Below are 18,654 nucleotides of genomic sequence, written 5' to 3' on the forward strand. Positions count from 1 at the left end.
ATCGCTTCGGGTATGGCGATCTTTACTGGACAAGACGTAAAACTGCCCCTATGCCCGTTGGCATGTTCTTACCAAACGTCCCTTTTTCGTCGCGACGCCGACGCTAACGTCCAAAAGGCCCCACCCGCGGGCCCGTTTTCGTTTGTTTGAACCAACCCTCTATCCACAATTGACTCGATGCTTCCAATCCGGCACGGATTGGCTTCATTTTTAAGAAAAGGAAAATCCTGATGATCCCCGCAGTTCTGCCTACATACGCGCGCGCTCCTTTGACGTTTGTCAAAGGCGAAGGAAGCTGGCTGGTGGACGATCAGGACCGCCGCTTTCTCGATATGGGGGCAGGCATCGCGGTGAACGCGCTTGGCCATGCGCACCCCAAGCTGGTGGAGGTTCTGCAACATCAGGCAACCCAGCTCTGGCATACCTCGAACCTTTACCAGATCCCCAACCAGCAGGCGCTGGCGGAAAAACTGGTGGAGGCGACCTTTGCCGACACGGTGTTTTTTACCAACTCCGGCACCGAAAGCATGGAATGCGCGGTGAAAATGGCGCGGAAGTTTTTCAGCCACAAGGGCCAGCCCGAACGGTACAAGATCATTGCTTTTAATGACAGTTTTCATGGCCGCTCTCTGGGGATGATCGCTGCTGCAGGGGCAGAAAAGCTGACCAAAGGGTTTGGTCCCATGCTGCCGGGTTTTGTGCATGTGGACGTGAACGACGATGCGGCCCTTTCCGGCGCGATTGACGGGGAAACTGCGGCAATCCTGATTGAACCGGTGCAGGGAGAAGGCGGCATTGTGCCCGTATCGGATCAAAAGATGAAAGAGCTGCGCGCGCTATGTGACGAACATGGCCTGCTGCTGATCTTTGACGAAATTCAATGCGGTATGGGGCGGACAGGCAAGCTGTTTGCTCATGAATGGTCCGGCGTGACCCCTGACATTATGGCCGTGGCCAAAGGCATCGGCGGGGGCTTTCCGCTTGGCGCCTGTCTGGCCACGCAAGAGGCGGCCAGCGGGATGGTTGCAGGGACGCACGGGTCCACCTATGGCGGCAACCCGATGGCTTGTGCTGTGGGCGGTGCGGTGATGGATATTGTCGCCACACCGGAATTTCTGGGGGAAGTCCTCGAAAAATCAGGTCTGATGCGCCAGAAACTCGAAGGGCTGGTGGCAAGCCATCCCGATATCTTTGAAGAAGTGCGGGGGCTTGGTCTGATGATCGGCGTCAAATGCAAAGTCACCAATCTTGACGTGGTGCGTGCAGGCTATGACGCGGGTATTCTGACTGTTCCGGGTGGGGACAATGTCATCCGCCTGTTGCCGCCGCTAAACATTTCCGAGGCCGAGATCGGTCAGGCCGTCGATCTGTTGGATCAGGCCGCAACACAACTGAAGGCAGCACAATGACCCATTTTCTGGACATCCACAAAACCGACAAAGCCGTTCTGCGGAATATTCTGGATCAGGCCAACACCATGAAACAGGCCCGCCTTGGCCAGTCCAAAGGCACACCGGACGCGGAACAGCCGCTCGCCAATAAAATGGTTGCGCTGATCTTTGAGAAACCTTCCACACGCACGCGGGTGTCCTTTGATCTGGGCGTGCGCCAGATGGGCGGGCAGACGATGGTGCTGTCGGGTGCGGAAATGCAGCTTGGCCACGGTGAAACCATTGCGGATACGGCGCGGGTGTTGTCGCGTTATGTGGATATGATCATGATCCGCACCTTTGACGAAAGCATCCTGCTGGAACTGGCGGAATATTCCGACGTTCCGGTGATCAACGGTCTGACCGACCGCACCCACCCCTGTCAGATCATGGCGGATGTGATGACCTATGAGGAACATCGCGGGTCGATCAAAGGCAAGAAAGTGGTCTGGATGGGGGATGGCAACAATGTCTGCGCCTCTTTCCTGCACGCTGCAGGGCAGTTCGGGTTCGACTTTACCTTCTCGGGGCCGGAACGTCTGGACCCTGAAGCAGAATTCGTCGGACTGGCTCGGGAGCAGGGGGTCAATGTGACCATCGAGCGGGACGCAGGCAAGGCGGTTGAAGGCGCGGACCTGATCGTGGCGGACACATGGTTGTCCATGCATGACGATCAGTCGTCGCGCCAGCGGCGGCACAACCAGTTGCGGCCCTATCAGGTGAACGAGGCGCTGATGGCACAGGCCAAGCCGGATGCGCTGTTCATGCACTGCCTGCCTGCCCACCGCGACGAGGAAGTCACCAGCGCTGTCATGGACGGCCCGCAATCCGTGATCTTTGACGAGGCGGAGAACAGGCTGCACGCGCAGAAAGCCGTGATGCGGCACTGTCTGGGGGTATAAGGATTTTCCTGCGCTCCGCGCGGGGATATTTTTAGCCAGAAGAAATCAGGGGGCGTTCAGGGCAAAAGACCTGAGCGCCTCTGCTACTTTGCGGGGTTGTTCCCAATGAATCGAATGGGCGGCGTCCGGAACTGTCGTGATGCTGATGTCGGCAAATGCGCCGAGCGCCTCGCGGGCATCCGTTTCGGGGAACAGAAGGTCGTTGGCACCCAGCAGCGCCTGCCCGCGACAGGGCAGGGGGCGGACATGCTTTGATGCGTCAAATCCGGTCAGGGCGTTCAGTTGCAATTCCATCGCGCCGGGCGTCTGGGCAAATGGATAGGCGTGCGACGCGGCAATGGCAGCATCGAGATTCGCCGGATTGCTGAAAAACGCAGGCGACATGAACCACGGGAACAGGGTGCGCAGCCAGTAGCCTTCGGGCAGGCTGGTGTTCTGGCGCATGGCAAGGGCCTGTTCAAACAGCAGGACGTTGCGCGGAGCGTTGATGGCGGCGGAGGTCATCAGGCTAACCGATGCAAGGCGGTCCGGTGCGCGTTCACCCAGCATCAGCGTCAGGAAACCACCCATGGAATGACCCGCAACGTGAACGTCTGTCAGGTGAAGGTGGTCAAGCAGGGCAGCGATGTCGTCTACGCAATCCGCCAGTGTGAAGGGACCGCAATCCTGCATCCTTCCCGTGGCGCGATTATCCACGCGGATCAGGGTGAAATGAGGGCTGAGCAGCGGGACGACTGGCAGCCAGCTTGCGCTGTCGGATAACATACCGGGGATCAACAGCAGCGGCGGACCTTCGCCCGAGATTTCATAGTACAGATCGACATCAGGGCGGGGGAGTATCGGCATCAGGTGTCCTCCTGCCAGCAGGGGAGAAGATCCCCGTCAGCCGGAGTGGCGCAATAGATCGCGCGGGCAATGGCGCGGGACAGGCAGTGGGCGGCGGCGTTGCCAAGGGACATCAGGTCGGCAGGCGGCTCGGCGGTGCGGGAGTTGGTGGAGAGCGCAAAAATCAGATCGCCGTCGTGGGGCGTGTGGCTTGGCATGATCGCGCGGGCCATACCGTCATGGGCCGCCGTCGCTAGCCGTTTGCATTCGGCTTTGCTGAGCGGTGCATCCGTGGCGACAATGGCGATGGTGGTATTGGTCGGGGCGGCGTGGGGAACCGTGCCAAAACGGGACATGGCCGCAACCTTGCGGCTGGGTGCGGGACTTGTGATGCCGGTTTGCGGGCTGACGCCGAAGCCGCCAAATTCGCCGTCCAATTCAAACGGTGCGGCCCAGAAGTGGCGGCTGTCGGGTTGGGTGACAGCGCCAATCGGATTTGCCGCGACCAGCGCCCCGACAGTGTGTCCGCTGTCGAGCACATATGACGCGGACCCGAGCCCGCCTTTATGCATGGCAGATAAGGCACCAGTACCGGCCCCTGCGGTGCCAATATCAAAGTTTTCGCACGCAGTGTCATAGGCTTGTAGCCCGAGATTATAGTAGGGGTTTCGATCCCAGTCTTTGTCACCGCCGTTCAGCAGGTCAAAGATGATTGCCGCTGGCACGATAGGAATGACTGCCGGCCCGATCTCAAAGCCGCGCCGGTTCTGGCGCAGCCGTTCCTGCACGCCCGTAGCCGCATCCAGCCCGAAGGCCGACCCCCCCGAAAGCACCAGCGCGTCGATCTGCCCGACCAGTTTGTCGGGTTCCAAAAGGTCGGTCTCTCGCGTGCCGGGGGCACCGCCCATGACCGAAACAGAGGCGACAAAAGGCGCATCGCCCAACAGGACGGTTGTGCCGGATTTCAGGTTGTGATCCTGGGCGTTCCCGACCCTGAGGCCGGGAACATCCGTGATCAGATTGCGCGGCCCCACCTGCATCAGATGCAGCGTCCGCCGTCCACTTCCATCGCAACGCCGGTGATCATTGACGCCTCGTCAGAGCACAGGAAGCTGGCAGCATTGCCCATGTCCTGCGCGGTAGAGAACCGGCCGAGCGGGATGGTCGAGAGGAATTTCGCACGTACCTCGGGGGTATCCTCGCCCATAAAGGATTTCAGCAGCGGGGTTTCTCCGGCGACCGGGTTCAATGCGTTGACGCGGATGCCAAACGGGGCGAGTTCGACCGCCATAGCCTTGGTCGCGGTAATCGCCCAGCCTTTGGAGGCGTTGTACCAGTTCAGGTTCGGGCGCGGGCTGACACCGGCGGTTGAGGCGATGTTCAGGATCGCGCCTGTCTTGTTAGCTTTCATATGGGGTACAATCAATCGGGCGGCGAGGTAGATGGATTTCATGTTTACCTTGAACACACGGTCAAAATCTTCTTCGCTGACGTCTTCCATCGGTGCGGGCAGATGGGTCACACCGGCGTTGTTCACAAGGATATCCAGCTTGCCGAACCGCTCGACCGCGGTTTGCATCATGGCTTTGACAGAGTCAGGCGAGCCGACATCCGCCTGACAGCCCGAAGCCTTCTCCCCCAGCGACTGCGCGGTTTCGGCAGCGCCGTCGCCGTTAATGTCTGCCAGCAGAACCTGCGCGCCTTCTTCGATGAACTTGGCTGCAATCCCGGCGCCAAAGCCGGACGCAGCGCCTGTGACGATCGCGGTTTTTCCTGCAAGTTTCATGTGTGTTATTCCTGTGTCTTGATCTTGTGAAAACGGGTTGGGGCGCCGGGTTCAGTCCCCGCCGCCCTTGGCCAGTGCCGCCTGGAATGCGGGCCGGTTCTTCATCCAGTCCACGAAGGCGGACAGTTTGGGGAAATCTGCACCGCGCCCCATGCGCATGGCAACTGTTGCCGGAAAGCTGAGCATGATGTCAACGGCGGAAAGGTCGTCGAGCACATAATGACCCGAGGGGCGAAGCATTTGTTCCATATAGGAAAAGTGGCTGGTTAATTCAGACTGGATCCGTGGCTGCAAGGGGGCTGCCGCATCCCCGAGCCGCCCTGTATAGAGGTTCAGCAGAACCGGTATCATCACCGAGCCTTCGGCAAAATGCATCAGCTCCATATGGGTGGTATAGGCGTCACTGTCCCGTGCAGGCACCAGATCGGGGCCGTGTTTCGCGCAGATCGCTTCGACAATGGCGGCGGATTCACAGATCAACCGACCGTCCATTTCCACCATCGGGCTTTTCCCCAGAGGATGCAGGGCCAGAAGTTCGGGCGGGGCGAGGTTGGTCGTTGCATCCCGTTCATAGCGGGTGACTTGATAATCCAACCCCAGCTCCTCCAGGAGCCAGAGAATGCGCAAGCTGCGCGAGCGGTTCAGGTGGTGAACTGTGATCATTTCGCTTTTCCCTTGTTTGGCCTATGGTTCCGCCCATCGAGGCCGGATTGCAAGCCCGGTGTGTCAGTATTCCGCCCAGCGACGTTAGGAAACTGTCTGCGAGAGGGCTGCGCTTTGCCTTCAGGGGCGCTGCGCAATCCAGTCGATCTGCGTGATACCTGCCAGCCGTGCAAAGCGGGTTAACTCACTGTCGAGTTTACGCAGGCGCGGTGGTCCCCAAGCCACCTTTGGTTCAGGCCAGAACCCTGTCACTTGCATGAAGTTCTTGCTGCGATCGGCCTTTAACTCCACTCTTCCGACAAAGCGGTCCCGCTCCAGGAGCGGGTAAACGTAATATCCCCAGCGGCGTTTGGCGGCGGGGACGAACATCTCGTTTACATAGTCAAACCCGAACAGGCGTTTCAGGCGATTGCGGTCTCGGATGGCCGGATCAAACGGGTTGAGAAGTCGCAGGATGCTGCCCGGCGTCGGGCAGGCTGCAAGGCGTTCCTCGATGTCAGGCGTGCCGAAGGCCGGATAGAGACAGCCATCGGCCAGTTCGATTTCCACCGGAAACAGATCGCGCTGGCCTGCAACCCAGGCGCGGGTTTCGCTGGCGTTCATGGCCTCCCAGAAACGCTGGATTTCGCCTTGGGTGCCAAAAGACAGCCGCGTTAGCGCATTTTGGCACAGCCAGTCGATTTGGCCCCTGTCATCACAGGTCGGTTCGCGCAAATGGGCAGGCACCACCCGTTCGGTCAGGTTGTAGTATTTGATGAAATTCGCACGGAAGCAGGTGGATAACTCCCCCGCGTACCACATCTGGTCCAGCGCCTTTTTATGGGGCGGTCGTGCCCACATTTCCCGCGGGCCTTCGATCTTGGTGTCAAAGGCATGGGTGGAGAGGGCGCCCTCGGATTTGATCCGTTGCAGGATCTCCTGTTTGGCGGATTGCGCCAGACCGGACTGATACCACGGGGCGCGGGCCACCCGTTCCCCCCAGCGGCGGAACTGTCGGGCCCACATGGGATAAAACTCCATCGGGATCAGCGAGGCGTCATGGGTGAAATGTTCAAAGATTTCACGGTGCTTGCCAAGCAACGGCCAAAGCATGTTTTCGCGGTAGTTCCGGTTGCGGGACCACAGAATATGGTGATGGGCGCGGGTGACGTTGCGGATGGTGTCGATCTGGACAAAGCCCAGATCGCGGATCATTTGCATCACATCCAATGGCCCTGTCGGGCTGGCAGACAGGCCGTTGCTGTGCAGCCAGAGCGCACGGGCCTGTTTGTTGCTGATCCTAAGCATGGGCCTCTTGCATGGCCTTGCGCAGATCATCGGGGATCGGCTCGGCGGTGCGGGTTTGCAGATTCATCAGAACCAAGGTGAAGGTTGAGTTAAACACCTCCGTGTCGCCCTTCATGAAATGGTGGCAGACCTGACAGGATTTGCCCCCGATCCTGATCAACTCGGATTGGATATTCACCGTATCACCAATATGCAATTCGCGGATGAAATTGGAATTGGCGTTGACCACAACAAAGGCCAGTTGCCGCCCGTCACGGATGTCCTGAGGCGTCAGTGACCATGCGGCTTGGATGTTGAAACCGGCGTCCGAGCACCCGTCGAGATACCGCGCCACATTCATATGGCCAAGTGGATCGCAATCAGAGGGGCGGACGGTAAAGGAATGGGTGTTCAGAAGGGTTTTCATCCGGTTGTCCAAGCTCTGCGTTCACCTGTGCAGGGCCGCGACGGTTTTCAGTTTGGAAAATCCGAACAGCGCCTCAAATCCTTTTTCCCGCCCGTGGCCGGATTTGCCGACACCGCCAAACGGCAGTTCGACACCGCCGCCTGCGCCGTAGTTGTTCAGGAACACCTGTCCGGTATCAATCGCCTTGGCAAGTCGCATCTGCCGTGCGCCGTTTTGTGACCAGACCGAAGCCACCAGCCCGTAATCTGTGCCATTGGCAATCGCGACCGCTTCCTCTTCGCTGTCAAACGGAATGACCACCTGTACGGGGCCGAAAATCTCGTCCTGCGCCAGCGTGTGATCGGCGCTGACACCGGCAAACAGGGTCGGGGCCACGTAATGCCCGCCCTCTGGTGCGTCATCGACAATCACAGCCTGCGCTGCGGTTTCCAGATCGCGGCCTTTATTGAGGAAACCGGAGACGATCTGTTTCTGACGGGCCGAAATCAACGGTCCAACGTTCAGATCAGACAGGGCCGGACCAACGCGCAATTCGCCGTATTTTGCCGCCATTTTCGCCAGCACCTCGTCGTAGACGCCGCGCTGCACCAGAATACGAGAAGCCGCCGAACAGGTCTGACCGGCGTTTTGGATGCCGCCGTTCACCAGAAACGGCAGGGCGGCGTCAATATCCGCATCGTCAAACACCAGTTGCGGGGATTTGCCGCCCAGTTCCAGCGTGACGGGAATAACATTCTGCGCCGCTGCCGTCTGGATGCGCACGCCGGTTGCAACCGATCCGGTAAAGGACATGTGATGCACGCCTTTATGGGACGATAGCGCAGCGCCGGCCTCGGCGCCAAGGCCGGGCACCACGTTCAACACGCCGGCAGGCAGACCGGCCTGATGGGCCAGATCGGCAAAAGCCAGCGCTGTCAAACACGCCTCTTCCGCCGGTTTCAAAACACAGGTGTTGCCCATTGTCAGCGCCGCCCCGACAGAGCGCCCGATGATCTGCATGGGATAGTTCCACGGCACGATATGCCCCGTTACCCCGTGGGGTTCGCGCAGGGTATACACCGTGTAGCCGTCCAGATAGGGGATGGTTTCGCCGTGGACCTTGTCCGCAGCACCGGCATAAAACTCCATATAGCGGGCCATCGCCACAGCATCGGCGCGGGCCTGTGTCAGCGGCTTGCCCACATCGGTGGATTCCAGACGGGCGAGTTCTTCGGTCTTGGTCAGGATCAACTGGCCGAGCTTGGCCAGAATGCGCCCCCGTTCAAACGCAGGCATCCGGCCCCATTCGCCCTTGCGTGCAGCTTGTGCGGCGGCGACGGCCGCGTCGATATCTTCGGCCGTGCCCCGAGCAATCGTCCCGATTTCATCGCCGGTAGACGGGTCGGTCAGGCCCAGTTGTTCGCCGCCCAGCGGGGCAACCCATTCACCGTTTATGAAACATTTGGTTGGATCGAACCACAGATCGGGGGGTAGGGGCATCAGAAATTCCTCAGGTCTTCAGGCAGACGCGGGGCGGCTGCAATTAGGGTTTGTGTGTAGATGTCGGTGGGGTTGTCAAAGACGCTCTGCGTCTCGCCCTGTTCGACGATTTTTCCGTGCTGCATTACCAGAACACGGTCTGTGATGGAACGCACCACCGACAAATCGTGCGAGATAAACAGATAGGTCAGCCCGTGGCTTTCCGAAAGTTCTGCCAGCAGATCGAGAATCTGTGCGCGGATCGACACATCAAGGGCTGAAACCGCTTCATCCAGTATGATCAGTTCGGGTTTGATGATCAGGGCGCGGGCAATGGCGATCCGCTGGCGCTGGCCACCGGAAAATTCATGGGGGTATTTGAACGCATCATCCGGTGTCAGCCCGACAGAGCGCAAGGCCTCTGCAATCCGGTCCTCACGATCTGACGGTGCGGAATCGAGCAGGTGAAACGGTTCCGTTATGAGCCGGTCCACACGGTGGCGGGGATTAAAGCTGCCGTAGGGGTCCTGAAACACCACCTGCATCTTGCGCCGCACCGCGCGGTTGGGTTTCTTGCCGGTAAACACAGGTTCGCCGGACAGCAGGATTTCCCCGTCCTGAATTTCCTCAAGCCCCAGAATGGCCCGTGTCAGGGTGGATTTGCCACAACCGCTTTCCCCGACCAACCCAAGGCTCTCACCTTTGCGGATGGTAAAGGACACATCATCCACGGCGCGAAAGCTCTCGGGTTTTGTAAACAGGGCACTGCGTGGCAGGGGATAGTCGCGCACCACATGGCGCACTTCCAGCAAGGGCGCTTCTCCTTGGGGCTGTTCGCGCTCCGGTACATGGGAAGACGCTGCAAGAAGGGCTTTGGAATAGGGGTGCTGCATGGTCTGGAACAGCCGGTCTGCGGGACCGTTTTCAACCACCTGTCCCTTTTGCATGATGTGGATATGATCGGCCATATCCGCCACCACCGCCAGATCATGGGTGATGATCATCAGACCCATCCCGTCTTCGCGCACAAGGCGGGTCAGCAGGGTCAGGATTTCCGCCTGCGTGGTTACATCAAGCGCGGTGGTCGGCTCATCCGCGATCAGCAGTTTGGGGCGCAAAGCAATGGCCATAGCGATCACCACCCGCTGACGCTGGCCGCCGGACATCTCATGGGGGTAGCGGGACAACGGGAAACGGTTCGCAGGCAGTTCCACACGGTTCAGCGCATCCCGCGCCCGTTCCAGTGCCTCGGACCTTGAAGTTTGGGGTTCATGGATCAGAATGGTTTCGGCCACCTGCTGCCCGATGGTGTGCACAGGGTTTAGCGCGGTCATAGGTTCCTGAAACACCATTGAAATCTCTGCCCCACGAATGGCGCACATGCCTGCTTCGCTGGTGGCCAGAATGTCCTGACCGTTAAAGCGGATGTCGCCGGTCGCCGTCAGCCCCTCGGGGAGCAGTTGCGTCACGCAATAGGCGGTCATGGACTTGCCAGAGCCGCTCTCTCCGATGATGCCGACGATTTCGCCCGCAGCCACCGACAAAGAGACATTGCGCAGGATCGGTTTCTTACCGATTGACAGGTTGAGGTTGGAAATGGACAGCAAGCTCATCTTTTTTCCCGCCGGATACGAGGATCAAACACATCCCGCAGCCCGTCCCCCATCAGGTTCAGCCCGAGAACGGTAAAGACAATGGCCAGGCCGGGCAACAGGGCCATATGGGGGGCAAAGGAAATCATGGTCTGGGATTCCGCCAACATCCGCCCCCATGACGGGATCGGGGGCTGTGCGCCAAGACCCACATAGGACAGGCCGGCCTCTGCCAGAATACCCAGCGAGAACTGGATTGTGCCCTGGACGATCAGCAGGTTGGTGACATTTGGCAGGATATGCTCAAACGAAATCCGCGCCGGACCCTTGCCCGCGACACGAGCAGACAGGATGTAATCCCGCTGCCACAAAGACAGCGCCGCCCCCCGGGTCAGCCGCGCGAAAACCGGCACGTTGAAAATCCCGATGGCGATGATTGCATTCAGGGCAGACGGGCCGAATATCGCCGTGATCAGGATGGCAATCACCAGCGATGGAAAAGCGAAGACCAGATCATTGGAGCGCATGATGATCTCGTCCATCAGGGATCCTTTGGAAGCCGCCGCCGCCAGTCCGAGAGGCACGCCAATCACGATCCCGATCCCCACCGCCACAAAAGCCACCGCAATAGAAGTCCGCGCACCCACCATGATCATCGACAGGATGTCCCGTCCGAAATGATCGGTTCCAAGCAGATAGCCGTCGCTCAGCGGTTTTTTCAGCTTGTTGGCAATATCGACGCCGCTGGTGTCATAGGGGGTCCAGACAAAGGAAATCAGGGCGCCTGCCACAAAAACCGCAGTTAACAGCAGGCCGATTGCAAAGTTCCGGTTAAAAAGCAGCGCTTTCATCGGGTGCCCCGCAGTCTCGGGTCTACGATGGCATAGGCAATATCAACGGCAAAATTGACGAGGATCACGGCAAAGACCAGCAGCATCACCACGCTTTCAACCACGATCAAATCCCGCTGGCTGATCGCCTGAAACACAAGTCGCCCCAGTCCGGGCAGGAAAAAGACGTTTTCAATGATAATGGCACCGGCCATCAGAAAGGAGAATTGCAGCCCGATGATAGTCAGCACCGGAATAAGCGCATTGCGCAGGGCATGACGCCACAGGGTCTGGCGGCGTGTCAGCCCCTTGGCGCGGGCGGTGCGCACGTAATCCTCGGACAATGTATCGAGCAGCGCCGAGCGCATGACCCGCGCCAGAATAGAGGCTTGGGGCAGGGCAAGCGCAATCGCGGGCAGGGTCAGCGCCTTGATCGCCAGTAACGGATTGTCCCACCCCGGAAAGCCGCCTGCGGAAAACCAGCGCAGGTTGATCGCAAAGACCAGAACCATCAGCATGGCAAACCAGAAATTCGGGATTGCCACGCCCAGTTGGGTAAGGCCCATCACCCCGACATCCGTGGCAGAACCACGCCGCGTTGCCGCCAGAATACCGGCGGGAAAGGCGATCAGCGTGGAAAGGGTCAGCGCGTAAATTGCCAGTGGCAGGCTGATCCAGAGCCGCTCTGCGATCATCTCGGAAATTGGTGTGCGATAGGTATAGGACGTGCCGAAATCCCCCCCGAGCAAGCCGGTCGCCCAGTGCAGGTAGCGTTGCCAGACCGGTACATCCAACCCAAGCTGTTCGCGCAGCGCCGCGATAGTGTCGGCTTGGGCATTCATCCCGAGCATAAAGCTCGCCGGATCGCCGGGGACGACCTCAACCGTTGCGAAAATCACTATGGATGCAACAATCAGGCTAAGGACAAGCGACTGTAGTCGTGAGAGGATATAGCGCAGCATGAAGCGGAGATTAGGCAGGCAATTGCCGCTGGTAAAGGGCGGAATGCAAAGGATTTCAAACCCTTGCCCCGCAAGACGGCATCAACCCCGCCAGCACCTTGTTTCTTTGGGAAACTACCGTGTCAAAGGGAGGCGGCAGCGCGTCCTGCCATGCTGCCCGGACGCAAAATCAACACAATTTTAGCATAATTTTAGGCGTCCACCGTACTAAATTCAGGCAAGTCGCGGAACCGGCGGGAAGAATCCCTTCGGATAGACGACACAAAAACACTGTGTAGGGAGTGTGTAATGAAAATTCTGGCGGTCGATGATGATGTCCTTGCGCTGAACGTGCTGCAAGCCACCCTTGAAGCGGGCGGTTATACGGATATTACCTCGGCACAAAGCGGCGCAGAGGCGCTGGCCGCGCTGCAGGAAACGGACGAGCCGTTTGATTGCTTCCTGCTGGATATTCTGATGCCCGAGATGGACGGGGTGGAGCTGTGCACCGAAATCCGCAGCATGACCGCCTATCAGAAAACTCCGGTTTTGATGATTACGGGCCTGAGCGATCAAAGCTCTATGGACCGGGCGTATGGGGCGGGAGCGACAGATTTTGTCACCAAACCCTTCAACGGTCTGGAACTGGGCGCACGCATCCGTGCCGCAAACATCCTGAGCGCGCAAGTGAACCAGCACAAACAGTTTGAAGCGGTGGCTTTGCAGTGGCGCAAGAAACTGGATGCTCTGAACGCGCTTGATCTCGGGGATACGATCACCTTGCAGGGGTTCGACGGGGCGGTTGATACCTTGATGCAGGAAAATATCCTGATGCGCATGCCGGACACCGGCTTTTCCGGCTGTCTGTTGGGGGTGCGGCTGATGAATATTGCCGAGGTGTTCGAGCAGCTTTCCGCAACAGATTTTCGTGCCTTCATCAACCGCACCGGCGCGTTGCTGCGCAATGCGGTTGCGGGTCGGGGGGCCTTGATTGCCTATGAAGGGGACGGGAATTTTCTGGTGATGTCACCGCGCCCGATCCCCAAAAATCGCGCTATGGCCTATCATTCGACGCTGGCCCCCGAAATCGCACAGACCGCGCAGACATTCGGCTTTGACGGCGACGCGCAGATTCTCTTGGGAGAGCCAAAACCCTTCCAGACCGAAAACACCGAAGCGCGGATCAACAGCCTGACAGTGGCGCGCAAAAGCGTGTCCATGCGGGATTTGACAGAACGGGCTGACACTGCCGTGGCCAGTCTTCGTCCCAAGACAGAACCTGTGGTCACAGGCGGCCCGACCGCCCTGACGATGTTCGGGGATGTGTCCCAGTTGCTCACCCGTCCCAAAGCGGTCGGCCGGTCCCGCTAAAAGACCGAAAACCCCGTGCTAAAACGCAAAACGCCCCGACCAAAGATCGGGGCGTTTGTTGTTTTGGTTGGCGGGGGGCTTAGTCCGCCCAGCCTACAGCCGTCAGATCAACTGCCTGTGTGGGCGCGTCTTCCCACATGCCTTGCAGACCGGCCTTGGCGATGGTCGGGATTGCCAGTTGGAACAGATAGGCATTCACGTAATCTTCTGCGATGATGTTCTGCGCCTTTTTGATCATCTCAGAGCGTTTATCCCCATCGGCCTCTACATTCAGATCTTCGATCAGGCTTTGGAATTCCGCGTTGTCATACTGGAAATAATAGTCGGGGCGGGCATAGATGCCGATGTCAAACGGTTCCGTATGGGACACAATCGTCAGGCCGAAATCCTTGCCCCGGAACACCTGCTCCAGCCATTGCGCCCATTCCAGATTGCTGATCTCTGCGTCAATCCCCACCGCACGCAACTGGGCGGCGATGATTTCCCCGCCGCGGCGGGCATAAGAGGGCGGTGGCAGTTTCAGCGTGGTTTTGAATCCGTCGGCAAATCCGGCTTCGGCCAGCAGTTTTTTGGCCAGCTCGGGATCATACTGGCTGTTGCCGGTCAAATCCACATAGTCGGGATTATGAGGAGCAAAATGCGAGCCGATCGGCGTGCCAAGGCCAAACATGGCCCCGTCGATGATCGCCTGACGGTCAATCGCGTGGGCAAGCGCCTTGCGCACCTTCAGGTTGTCAAAGGGGGGCTGTTTGTTGTTGGTGCCCAGAATGGTTTCCCCTTCGGTATTGCCAAGGATCACCTGAAACCGGGGGTCGGCTTCAAATTGGGGGATGTTTTCAGGGGCAGGATAGCCCACGAAGGCGTCGATATCCTCGGCCATCATCGCGGCAAAAGCCGCTGTCGGGTCAGAGATGAACTTGAATGTGGCCTTGTCCAGTTTCGCAGGCGTGCCCCAGTAGTTTTCATTGCGGCTGAGGTCGATCTTGTCGCCCTGTACCCAGTTGTCAAATTTGAAGGCACCTGTGCCGATGGGCGTCTGTTTGATGGTTTCGATGCTCTCGGGGGCAACAATCACCGCATCGCCCCAAGCAAGGTTGAACAACATCGAACCATTTGGCGCGGAGAGTGTGAGCTTCACCGTGGCCGGATCGACAGCCTCTACCGATGCAATACCGGCAAACAGCGCTTTTTGCGCATTCGCGCTGTCTTCGGCACGGGCGCGGTCCAGCGAAAACACGACGTCGCTCGCATCCAGATCGGTTCCGTCATGAAACTTTACGCCTTCGCGCAGGTGGAAGGTATAAGTCAGGCCGTCCTCGGAAATATCCCATGATTCCGCCAGTCCCGGATTGACCGATCCATCGGGTCCGAACCGTGTCAGACCTTCAAAAACGTTTGAATACAACACACTGTCAATGGCACCAGCGGCTGCGGATGTGGGGTCAAGGTGGGGCGGTTCCAATTGCATGGCAACGGTTACATCGGTCTTTGCAAGGGCCGTTGACGCAAGCAGGACCGCACTCGCCGTCACTGTAGCTTTGAAAAAGGTCATAAGGGTCTCTCCGTTGATTGGCGCCCGCAAACTGGCGTGCGCTGCATTTTACCGCTTCAGTTGACGCGGATTGGCGCATGCGGTCAAGTGCAGGCGCGGGGTGATTGCGGTGTGACTGCAAAAGGGGCAGGGGAAATCCGGCCCGGTCCGGCCAACCCATTGTGTCCCAAGATCATGTCGGTTTTTCCACCAGCAGGTCGATCAGGCTTTGCCCCATGACTTTGGCGCTGTCCATCATGGCAGAGACTTCGACGTATTCATCGGGCTGGTGCGCCAGTTCCAGAATGCCGGGCCCATACGCGATGCAGTTTTTCAACTGGCCGATCCGGTCGATATGTTTCTGGTCGTAAGACCCCGGCGACACCACATATTCCGCAGGTTTGCCCAGCACGTTCCGGATCGCGCTGGCCACAGAAGTCACGACAGGGGCATCTTTGGCCGTCATGGTGGGAATGATCCGCTGGATTTCACGGATGTTATAGGAAAAGCCGTCCCGCTCGGATTTTACCTTTTCCAGCAGGTCGGTGATTTCCTGTTGCACGTCATCAATGCTTTCCTCGATCAGAAAACGGCGGTCGATTACCATACGGGCGCTGTCAGGCACGCAAGGGCTTGGCAGGCCGTTAAAACCCTCTTCCGGCTCGCTCTGCCCGCCGTGGAAAGAGTTGATGTTCAGGGTGGACTGGCGTGCGCCTTTGGGAATCACCGGCATCTCGGTGCGCTTTTGCGCCAGCGCAGGGTAAAGCGCGGTTTCCATCTCGTTCAGCACCGCCCCCATGTGGCGCACGGCGCAATCTCCCAGAAACGGCATGGAGCCGTGGGCAATACGCCCCTTGGTTTCGATCTCGGCCCACCACGCACCGCGATGGCCAAGACAGATGGAATCAAGACCCAGCGGTTCGGGGATGATCACATGCTGCACACGGGCCGGTGCGAAATAGCCTTTCTCCGCGAGATAAGCCACGCCGCCAAAACCGCCGGTTTCTTCGTCTGCGGTGCCCGAAATTTCCACCGCACCGGCGAAATCTGGGAAGGTATCGACAAAAGCCTCGGCTGCGATGATGGAGGCGGCGAGACCGCCCTTCATGTCACAGGCACCCCGTCCGTATATCCGGTCCCCGTCCAGTTCCCCGCCAAACGGGTCGCGGGTCCAGTCCTGCCCGAGTTCTACAATATCGGTGTGGCTGTTAAAATGGACACATTCGCCGTTGCGTGGCCCCTCGCGGCGGGCAACGATATTCCAGCGCGGGTATTTATCGCTGTCCCCCGGTGTGTCACGGGCGCGGATCAACTCGCACTGGAAATAGCGGGGCGTCAGACGGTCACGCAGATATTCGCATATCAAACGGTAATTCTCACCCGGCGGGTTGAGCGTGGGAATCCGGATGAGGTCCTGTGTCAGAGCGATCAGATCCTCCTTGCGGCGATCCAGCTCCATGTTCAGTCGGTCTATGTAGTCCTGATGTGCCATAGCGTCACCTTGGCCGGAACCCTGTGGGTTATCAAGAGCTTAAAATGGGGTTTGCGCAAGTATCGTGGTCCCCTATGGTATGGCGAAACCAATGGGGACAAGTGTAATGGCCGGAACGGATCTGCGACAGGTGGCGGTGGCATTGTTCAAGGATGCGGTTGCGGCGGCTGACCCTGCCGGTGCCGTTCGCCGCGCCCTTGTCAGTGATCCTTTGCCGGATTGTGCGGGTCGTCGCGTGGTGCTGGCCGTTGGCAAAGCGGCCTGCGCGATGATGGAAGAAGCGTTGCGGCATCTGCCTGATCCTTATGCGGCCATTGCGGTGACAAACCGTGAAAATCTGAGAGAACTGGACGGGGTGCAGGTGCTCTGCGGCGCGCATCCGGTGCCTGACGCGGGGAGTGCGCGTGCCGGTGATGCGCTGCTGGCGGCGGTGGCGGGGCTTGGCACTGCAGATCAGGTACTGGCGCTGGTGTCCGGTGGCGGCTCTGCGCTGGCGGTTGCACCGGCAGAGGGACTATCGCTGGCCGAGAAACAACAGGCCAACGCAGTTTTGTTGGGCAGCGGGCTGGACATCAACCGGATGAACCTTGTGCGCCAATGCCTGAGCCGCATCAAAGGCGGCGGCTTGCTGCGTGCGGCTGCTCCGGCTTTGGTGCGCAGCCTGATCCTCTCGGATGTGATCGGTGACGATCTGCGGGTGGTGGCCAGCGGGCCGACTGTCTCTGCCGTAGGAACCCGCGCCGAGGCCCGCCAATTGTTGCAAGAAGCCGGCGTCTGGCAGGATATGCCCGCCGCCGTTCAACGGCATCTCTCGCAGGAAGAAACACATGAAACGGGGCGGCCAGCAGAGGCCGACAACCGGATCGTCGGGTCCAACCGTGTCAGCCTTAAGGCCATCCTGACCGCCTGTCCCGAGGCGTTGATTGTAAACGATGCCCTGTGCGGCGATGTGGCAACGGGTGCAGAGTTCATCCTGTCGCAGATACAGCAGTCCCAAAGCGGGCAGGTGCTGGTGTTCGGGGGAGAAACCACCGTCCGGCTGCGGGGGGACGGGCTGGGCGGGCGCAATCAGGAACTGGCGCTGCGGGTTGCGCTTGGCGCGAAAGACATAAGCGGCGATTGGGTGTTTCTGAGCGGAGGCACAGACGGGCGGGACGGACCGACCGATGCGGCCGGTGGTGTGGTGGACAGCGGCACCATCGCGCGGATTGAAGCCGCCGGTCTGGATCCGCAGGCGATGCTGGCGCGCAATGACAGCTATCACGCGCTACAGGCTGCCGGCGATCTGTTGGTGACGGGCGGCACAGGTACAAATGTCGCAGATGTGCAGCTGTTCCTGCGCCGTTCTTGACGCCCGCCACACCGCAGTATTTATTGTGCCGATACACTGGGGACGTCATGTTCAAACGCCGACCTAAAGTCATAATCGAAGCCGAGCATGTGACCCTGCGCATGCCTGTGATGGGGGATCACCTGCCGTGGGTGCATTTGCGGCAGGATGGTGAGGATTTTCTCAAACCGTGGGAGCCGGTCTGGTCCCCCGATCATTTTTCCCGCCGTGCCTTTAGCAACCGCGTGTTCTGGGCCCGCAAGACCTATGAGTCCGGTAAGGGTTTGCCGCTGTTCATTATTCGCAGGGAGGATCAGGCGCTGCTCGGGGCGATTACGCTGGATAATATCCGGCGCGGTCCGGCGATGGCAGGCACGCTTGGGTATTGGATCGGGTCGGATTATGCCCGATCCGGTTATATGACAGACGCAATAGAGGCGTTGGTCTATTACGCGTTTCACCAGTTGGACCTGAGCCGGATTGAGGCGGCTACCCTGCCTGAAAATGCGGCATCGCGCGGGTTGCTGGAAAAAACCGGTTTCAAATACGAAGGGGTGGCGCAGAGCTATCTGCAAATTGCGGGGCGCTGGCGGACCCATGTGCTCTATGCGAATTTGCGCAGTGACCGGCGCGGCAAAACCGACGCTGGCTAGGGGTATCTGGCGTCGTGCGCGTCCGAAAATCTGAACTTTCACGGAATATATCACAGGTAGTCACAGGCTGCTGATCCGGCGCGTTTTGCCGCGCAAAACTGCGTTTGTTAACTTTATGAAGCTTCTTATATGAAGCTTCATATGTGCAGTATGTTAA

At 59.1% G+C, this 18,654-nt stretch carries 17 protein-coding genes; 5 read left to right on the forward strand and 12 right to left on the reverse strand.

Features of this window, described 5'->3' with window-relative positions; all coding sequences use genetic code 11:
* The first annotated feature begins 230 nt into the window (after window positions 1-230).
* Together BFV97_RS12810 and argF are read left to right on the forward strand one after the other, a co-directional pair.
* Entirely contained in the window at window positions 231-1,409 is a 1,179-nt protein-coding gene (locus BFV97_RS12810; RefSeq protein ID WP_069300780.1) for an aspartate aminotransferase family protein, read from the forward strand.
* A complete protein-coding gene (gene argF / locus BFV97_RS12815; protein WP_069300781.1) occupies window positions 1,406-2,332 on the forward strand; it encodes an ornithine carbamoyltransferase in 927 nt (308 codons plus the stop codon). Before BFV97_RS12810 ends, argF begins: the two co-directional genes overlap by 4 nt.
* A gap of 45 nt (window positions 2,333-2,377) precedes the next feature.
* Here the strand turns inward: argF and BFV97_RS12820 are convergent, their stop codons facing one another.
* From BFV97_RS12820 to BFV97_RS12865, 10 genes are all read right to left on the reverse strand, one after another.
* Window positions 2,378-3,178 (reverse strand): alpha/beta fold hydrolase, encoded by an 801-nt coding sequence (locus BFV97_RS12820; protein ID WP_069300782.1) that lies wholly within the window; start codon window positions 3,176-3,178, stop codon window positions 2,378-2,380.
* Window positions 3,178-4,197 carry a P1 family peptidase gene (locus BFV97_RS12825; protein ID WP_069300783.1) on the reverse strand — a complete coding sequence of 340 codons (1,020 nt, stop codon included), beginning with the start codon at window positions 4,195-4,197 and terminating at the stop codon, window positions 3,178-3,180. Before BFV97_RS12825 ends, BFV97_RS12820 begins: the two co-directional genes overlap by 1 nt.
* The gene (locus BFV97_RS12830) at window positions 4,197-4,943 is read right to left on the reverse strand and encodes an SDR family oxidoreductase (RefSeq protein ID WP_069300784.1); all 747 of its coding nucleotides are present in this window, start codon (window positions 4,941-4,943) and stop codon (window positions 4,197-4,199) included. Before BFV97_RS12830 ends, BFV97_RS12825 begins: the two co-directional genes overlap by 1 nt.
* Window positions 4,944-4,994: 51 nt before the next feature.
* Window positions 4,995-5,606, reverse strand: coding sequence for a glutathione S-transferase family protein (locus tag BFV97_RS12835; protein WP_069300785.1), 612 nt, complete (start codon window positions 5,604-5,606; stop codon window positions 4,995-4,997).
* Window positions 5,607-5,726: 120 nt separating this feature from the next.
* Window positions 5,727-6,893 (reverse strand): winged helix-turn-helix domain-containing protein, encoded by a 1,167-nt coding sequence (locus BFV97_RS12840; RefSeq protein ID WP_069300786.1) that lies wholly within the window; start codon window positions 6,891-6,893, stop codon window positions 5,727-5,729.
* Window positions 6,886-7,299: an acyl-CoA thioesterase gene (locus tag BFV97_RS12845; protein ID WP_069300787.1), complete on the reverse strand. Its 414-nt coding sequence runs from the start codon at window positions 7,297-7,299 to the stop codon at window positions 6,886-6,888. The genes BFV97_RS12840 and BFV97_RS12845 overlap by 8 nt, the downstream gene beginning before the upstream one ends.
* Window positions 7,300-7,320: 21 nt before the next feature.
* The gene (locus BFV97_RS12850) at window positions 7,321-8,778 is read right to left on the reverse strand and encodes an aldehyde dehydrogenase family protein (protein WP_069300788.1); all 1,458 of its coding nucleotides are present in this window, start codon (window positions 8,776-8,778) and stop codon (window positions 7,321-7,323) included.
* Window positions 8,778-10,370: an ABC transporter ATP-binding protein gene (locus tag BFV97_RS12855; RefSeq protein ID WP_069300789.1), complete on the reverse strand. Its 1,593-nt coding sequence runs from the start codon at window positions 10,368-10,370 to the stop codon at window positions 8,778-8,780. Before BFV97_RS12855 ends, BFV97_RS12850 begins: the two co-directional genes overlap by 1 nt.
* Window positions 10,367-11,200, reverse strand: coding sequence for an ABC transporter permease (locus tag BFV97_RS12860; protein WP_069300790.1), 834 nt, complete (start codon window positions 11,198-11,200; stop codon window positions 10,367-10,369). The genes BFV97_RS12855 and BFV97_RS12860 overlap by 4 nt, the downstream gene beginning before the upstream one ends.
* Window positions 11,197-12,141, reverse strand: a complete 945-nt coding sequence (locus BFV97_RS12865; RefSeq protein ID WP_069300791.1) for an ABC transporter permease — start codon at window positions 12,139-12,141, stop codon at window positions 11,197-11,199. Before BFV97_RS12865 ends, BFV97_RS12860 begins: the two co-directional genes overlap by 4 nt.
* A gap of 288 nt (window positions 12,142-12,429) precedes the next feature.
* On the opposite strand from BFV97_RS12865, the gene BFV97_RS12870 reads away from it, so the two are divergent.
* Window positions 12,430-13,491, forward strand: a complete 1,062-nt coding sequence (locus BFV97_RS12870; protein WP_069300792.1) for a response regulator — start codon at window positions 12,430-12,432, stop codon at window positions 13,489-13,491.
* A 79-nt stretch (window positions 13,492-13,570) separates the two neighbouring features.
* On the opposite strand, the gene BFV97_RS12875 is transcribed toward BFV97_RS12870, so the two are convergent.
* Both BFV97_RS12875 and BFV97_RS12880 read right to left on the reverse strand, forming a co-directional pair.
* Window positions 13,571-15,043: an ABC transporter substrate-binding protein gene (locus BFV97_RS12875; protein WP_069300793.1), complete on the reverse strand. Its 1,473-nt coding sequence runs from the start codon at window positions 15,041-15,043 to the stop codon at window positions 13,571-13,573.
* Window positions 15,044-15,215: 172 nt separating this feature from the next.
* On the reverse strand, window positions 15,216-16,514 hold the full coding sequence (locus BFV97_RS12880) for an acetylornithine deacetylase/succinyl-diaminopimelate desuccinylase family protein (protein WP_069300794.1): 1,299 nt from the start codon (window positions 16,512-16,514) through the stop codon (window positions 15,216-15,218).
* Window positions 16,515-16,605: 91 nt separating this feature from the next.
* Between BFV97_RS12880 and BFV97_RS12885 the strand changes: the two genes are divergently transcribed.
* Both BFV97_RS12885 and BFV97_RS12890 read left to right on the forward strand, forming a co-directional pair.
* Window positions 16,606-17,865: a glycerate kinase type-2 family protein gene (locus tag BFV97_RS12885; protein WP_245667745.1), complete on the forward strand. Its 1,260-nt coding sequence runs from the start codon at window positions 16,606-16,608 to the stop codon at window positions 17,863-17,865.
* Window positions 17,866-17,912: 47 nt separating this feature from the next.
* Window positions 17,913-18,497, forward strand: a complete 585-nt coding sequence (locus tag BFV97_RS12890) for a GNAT family N-acetyltransferase (protein WP_069300796.1) — start codon at window positions 17,913-17,915, stop codon at window positions 18,495-18,497.
* Window positions 18,498-18,654 lie beyond the last annotated feature (157 nt).

It is taken from the genome of Neptunicoccus sediminis, assembly GCF_001719615.1.
GTDB lineage: Bacteria > Pseudomonadota > Alphaproteobacteria > Rhodobacterales > Rhodobacteraceae > Amylibacter > Amylibacter sediminis.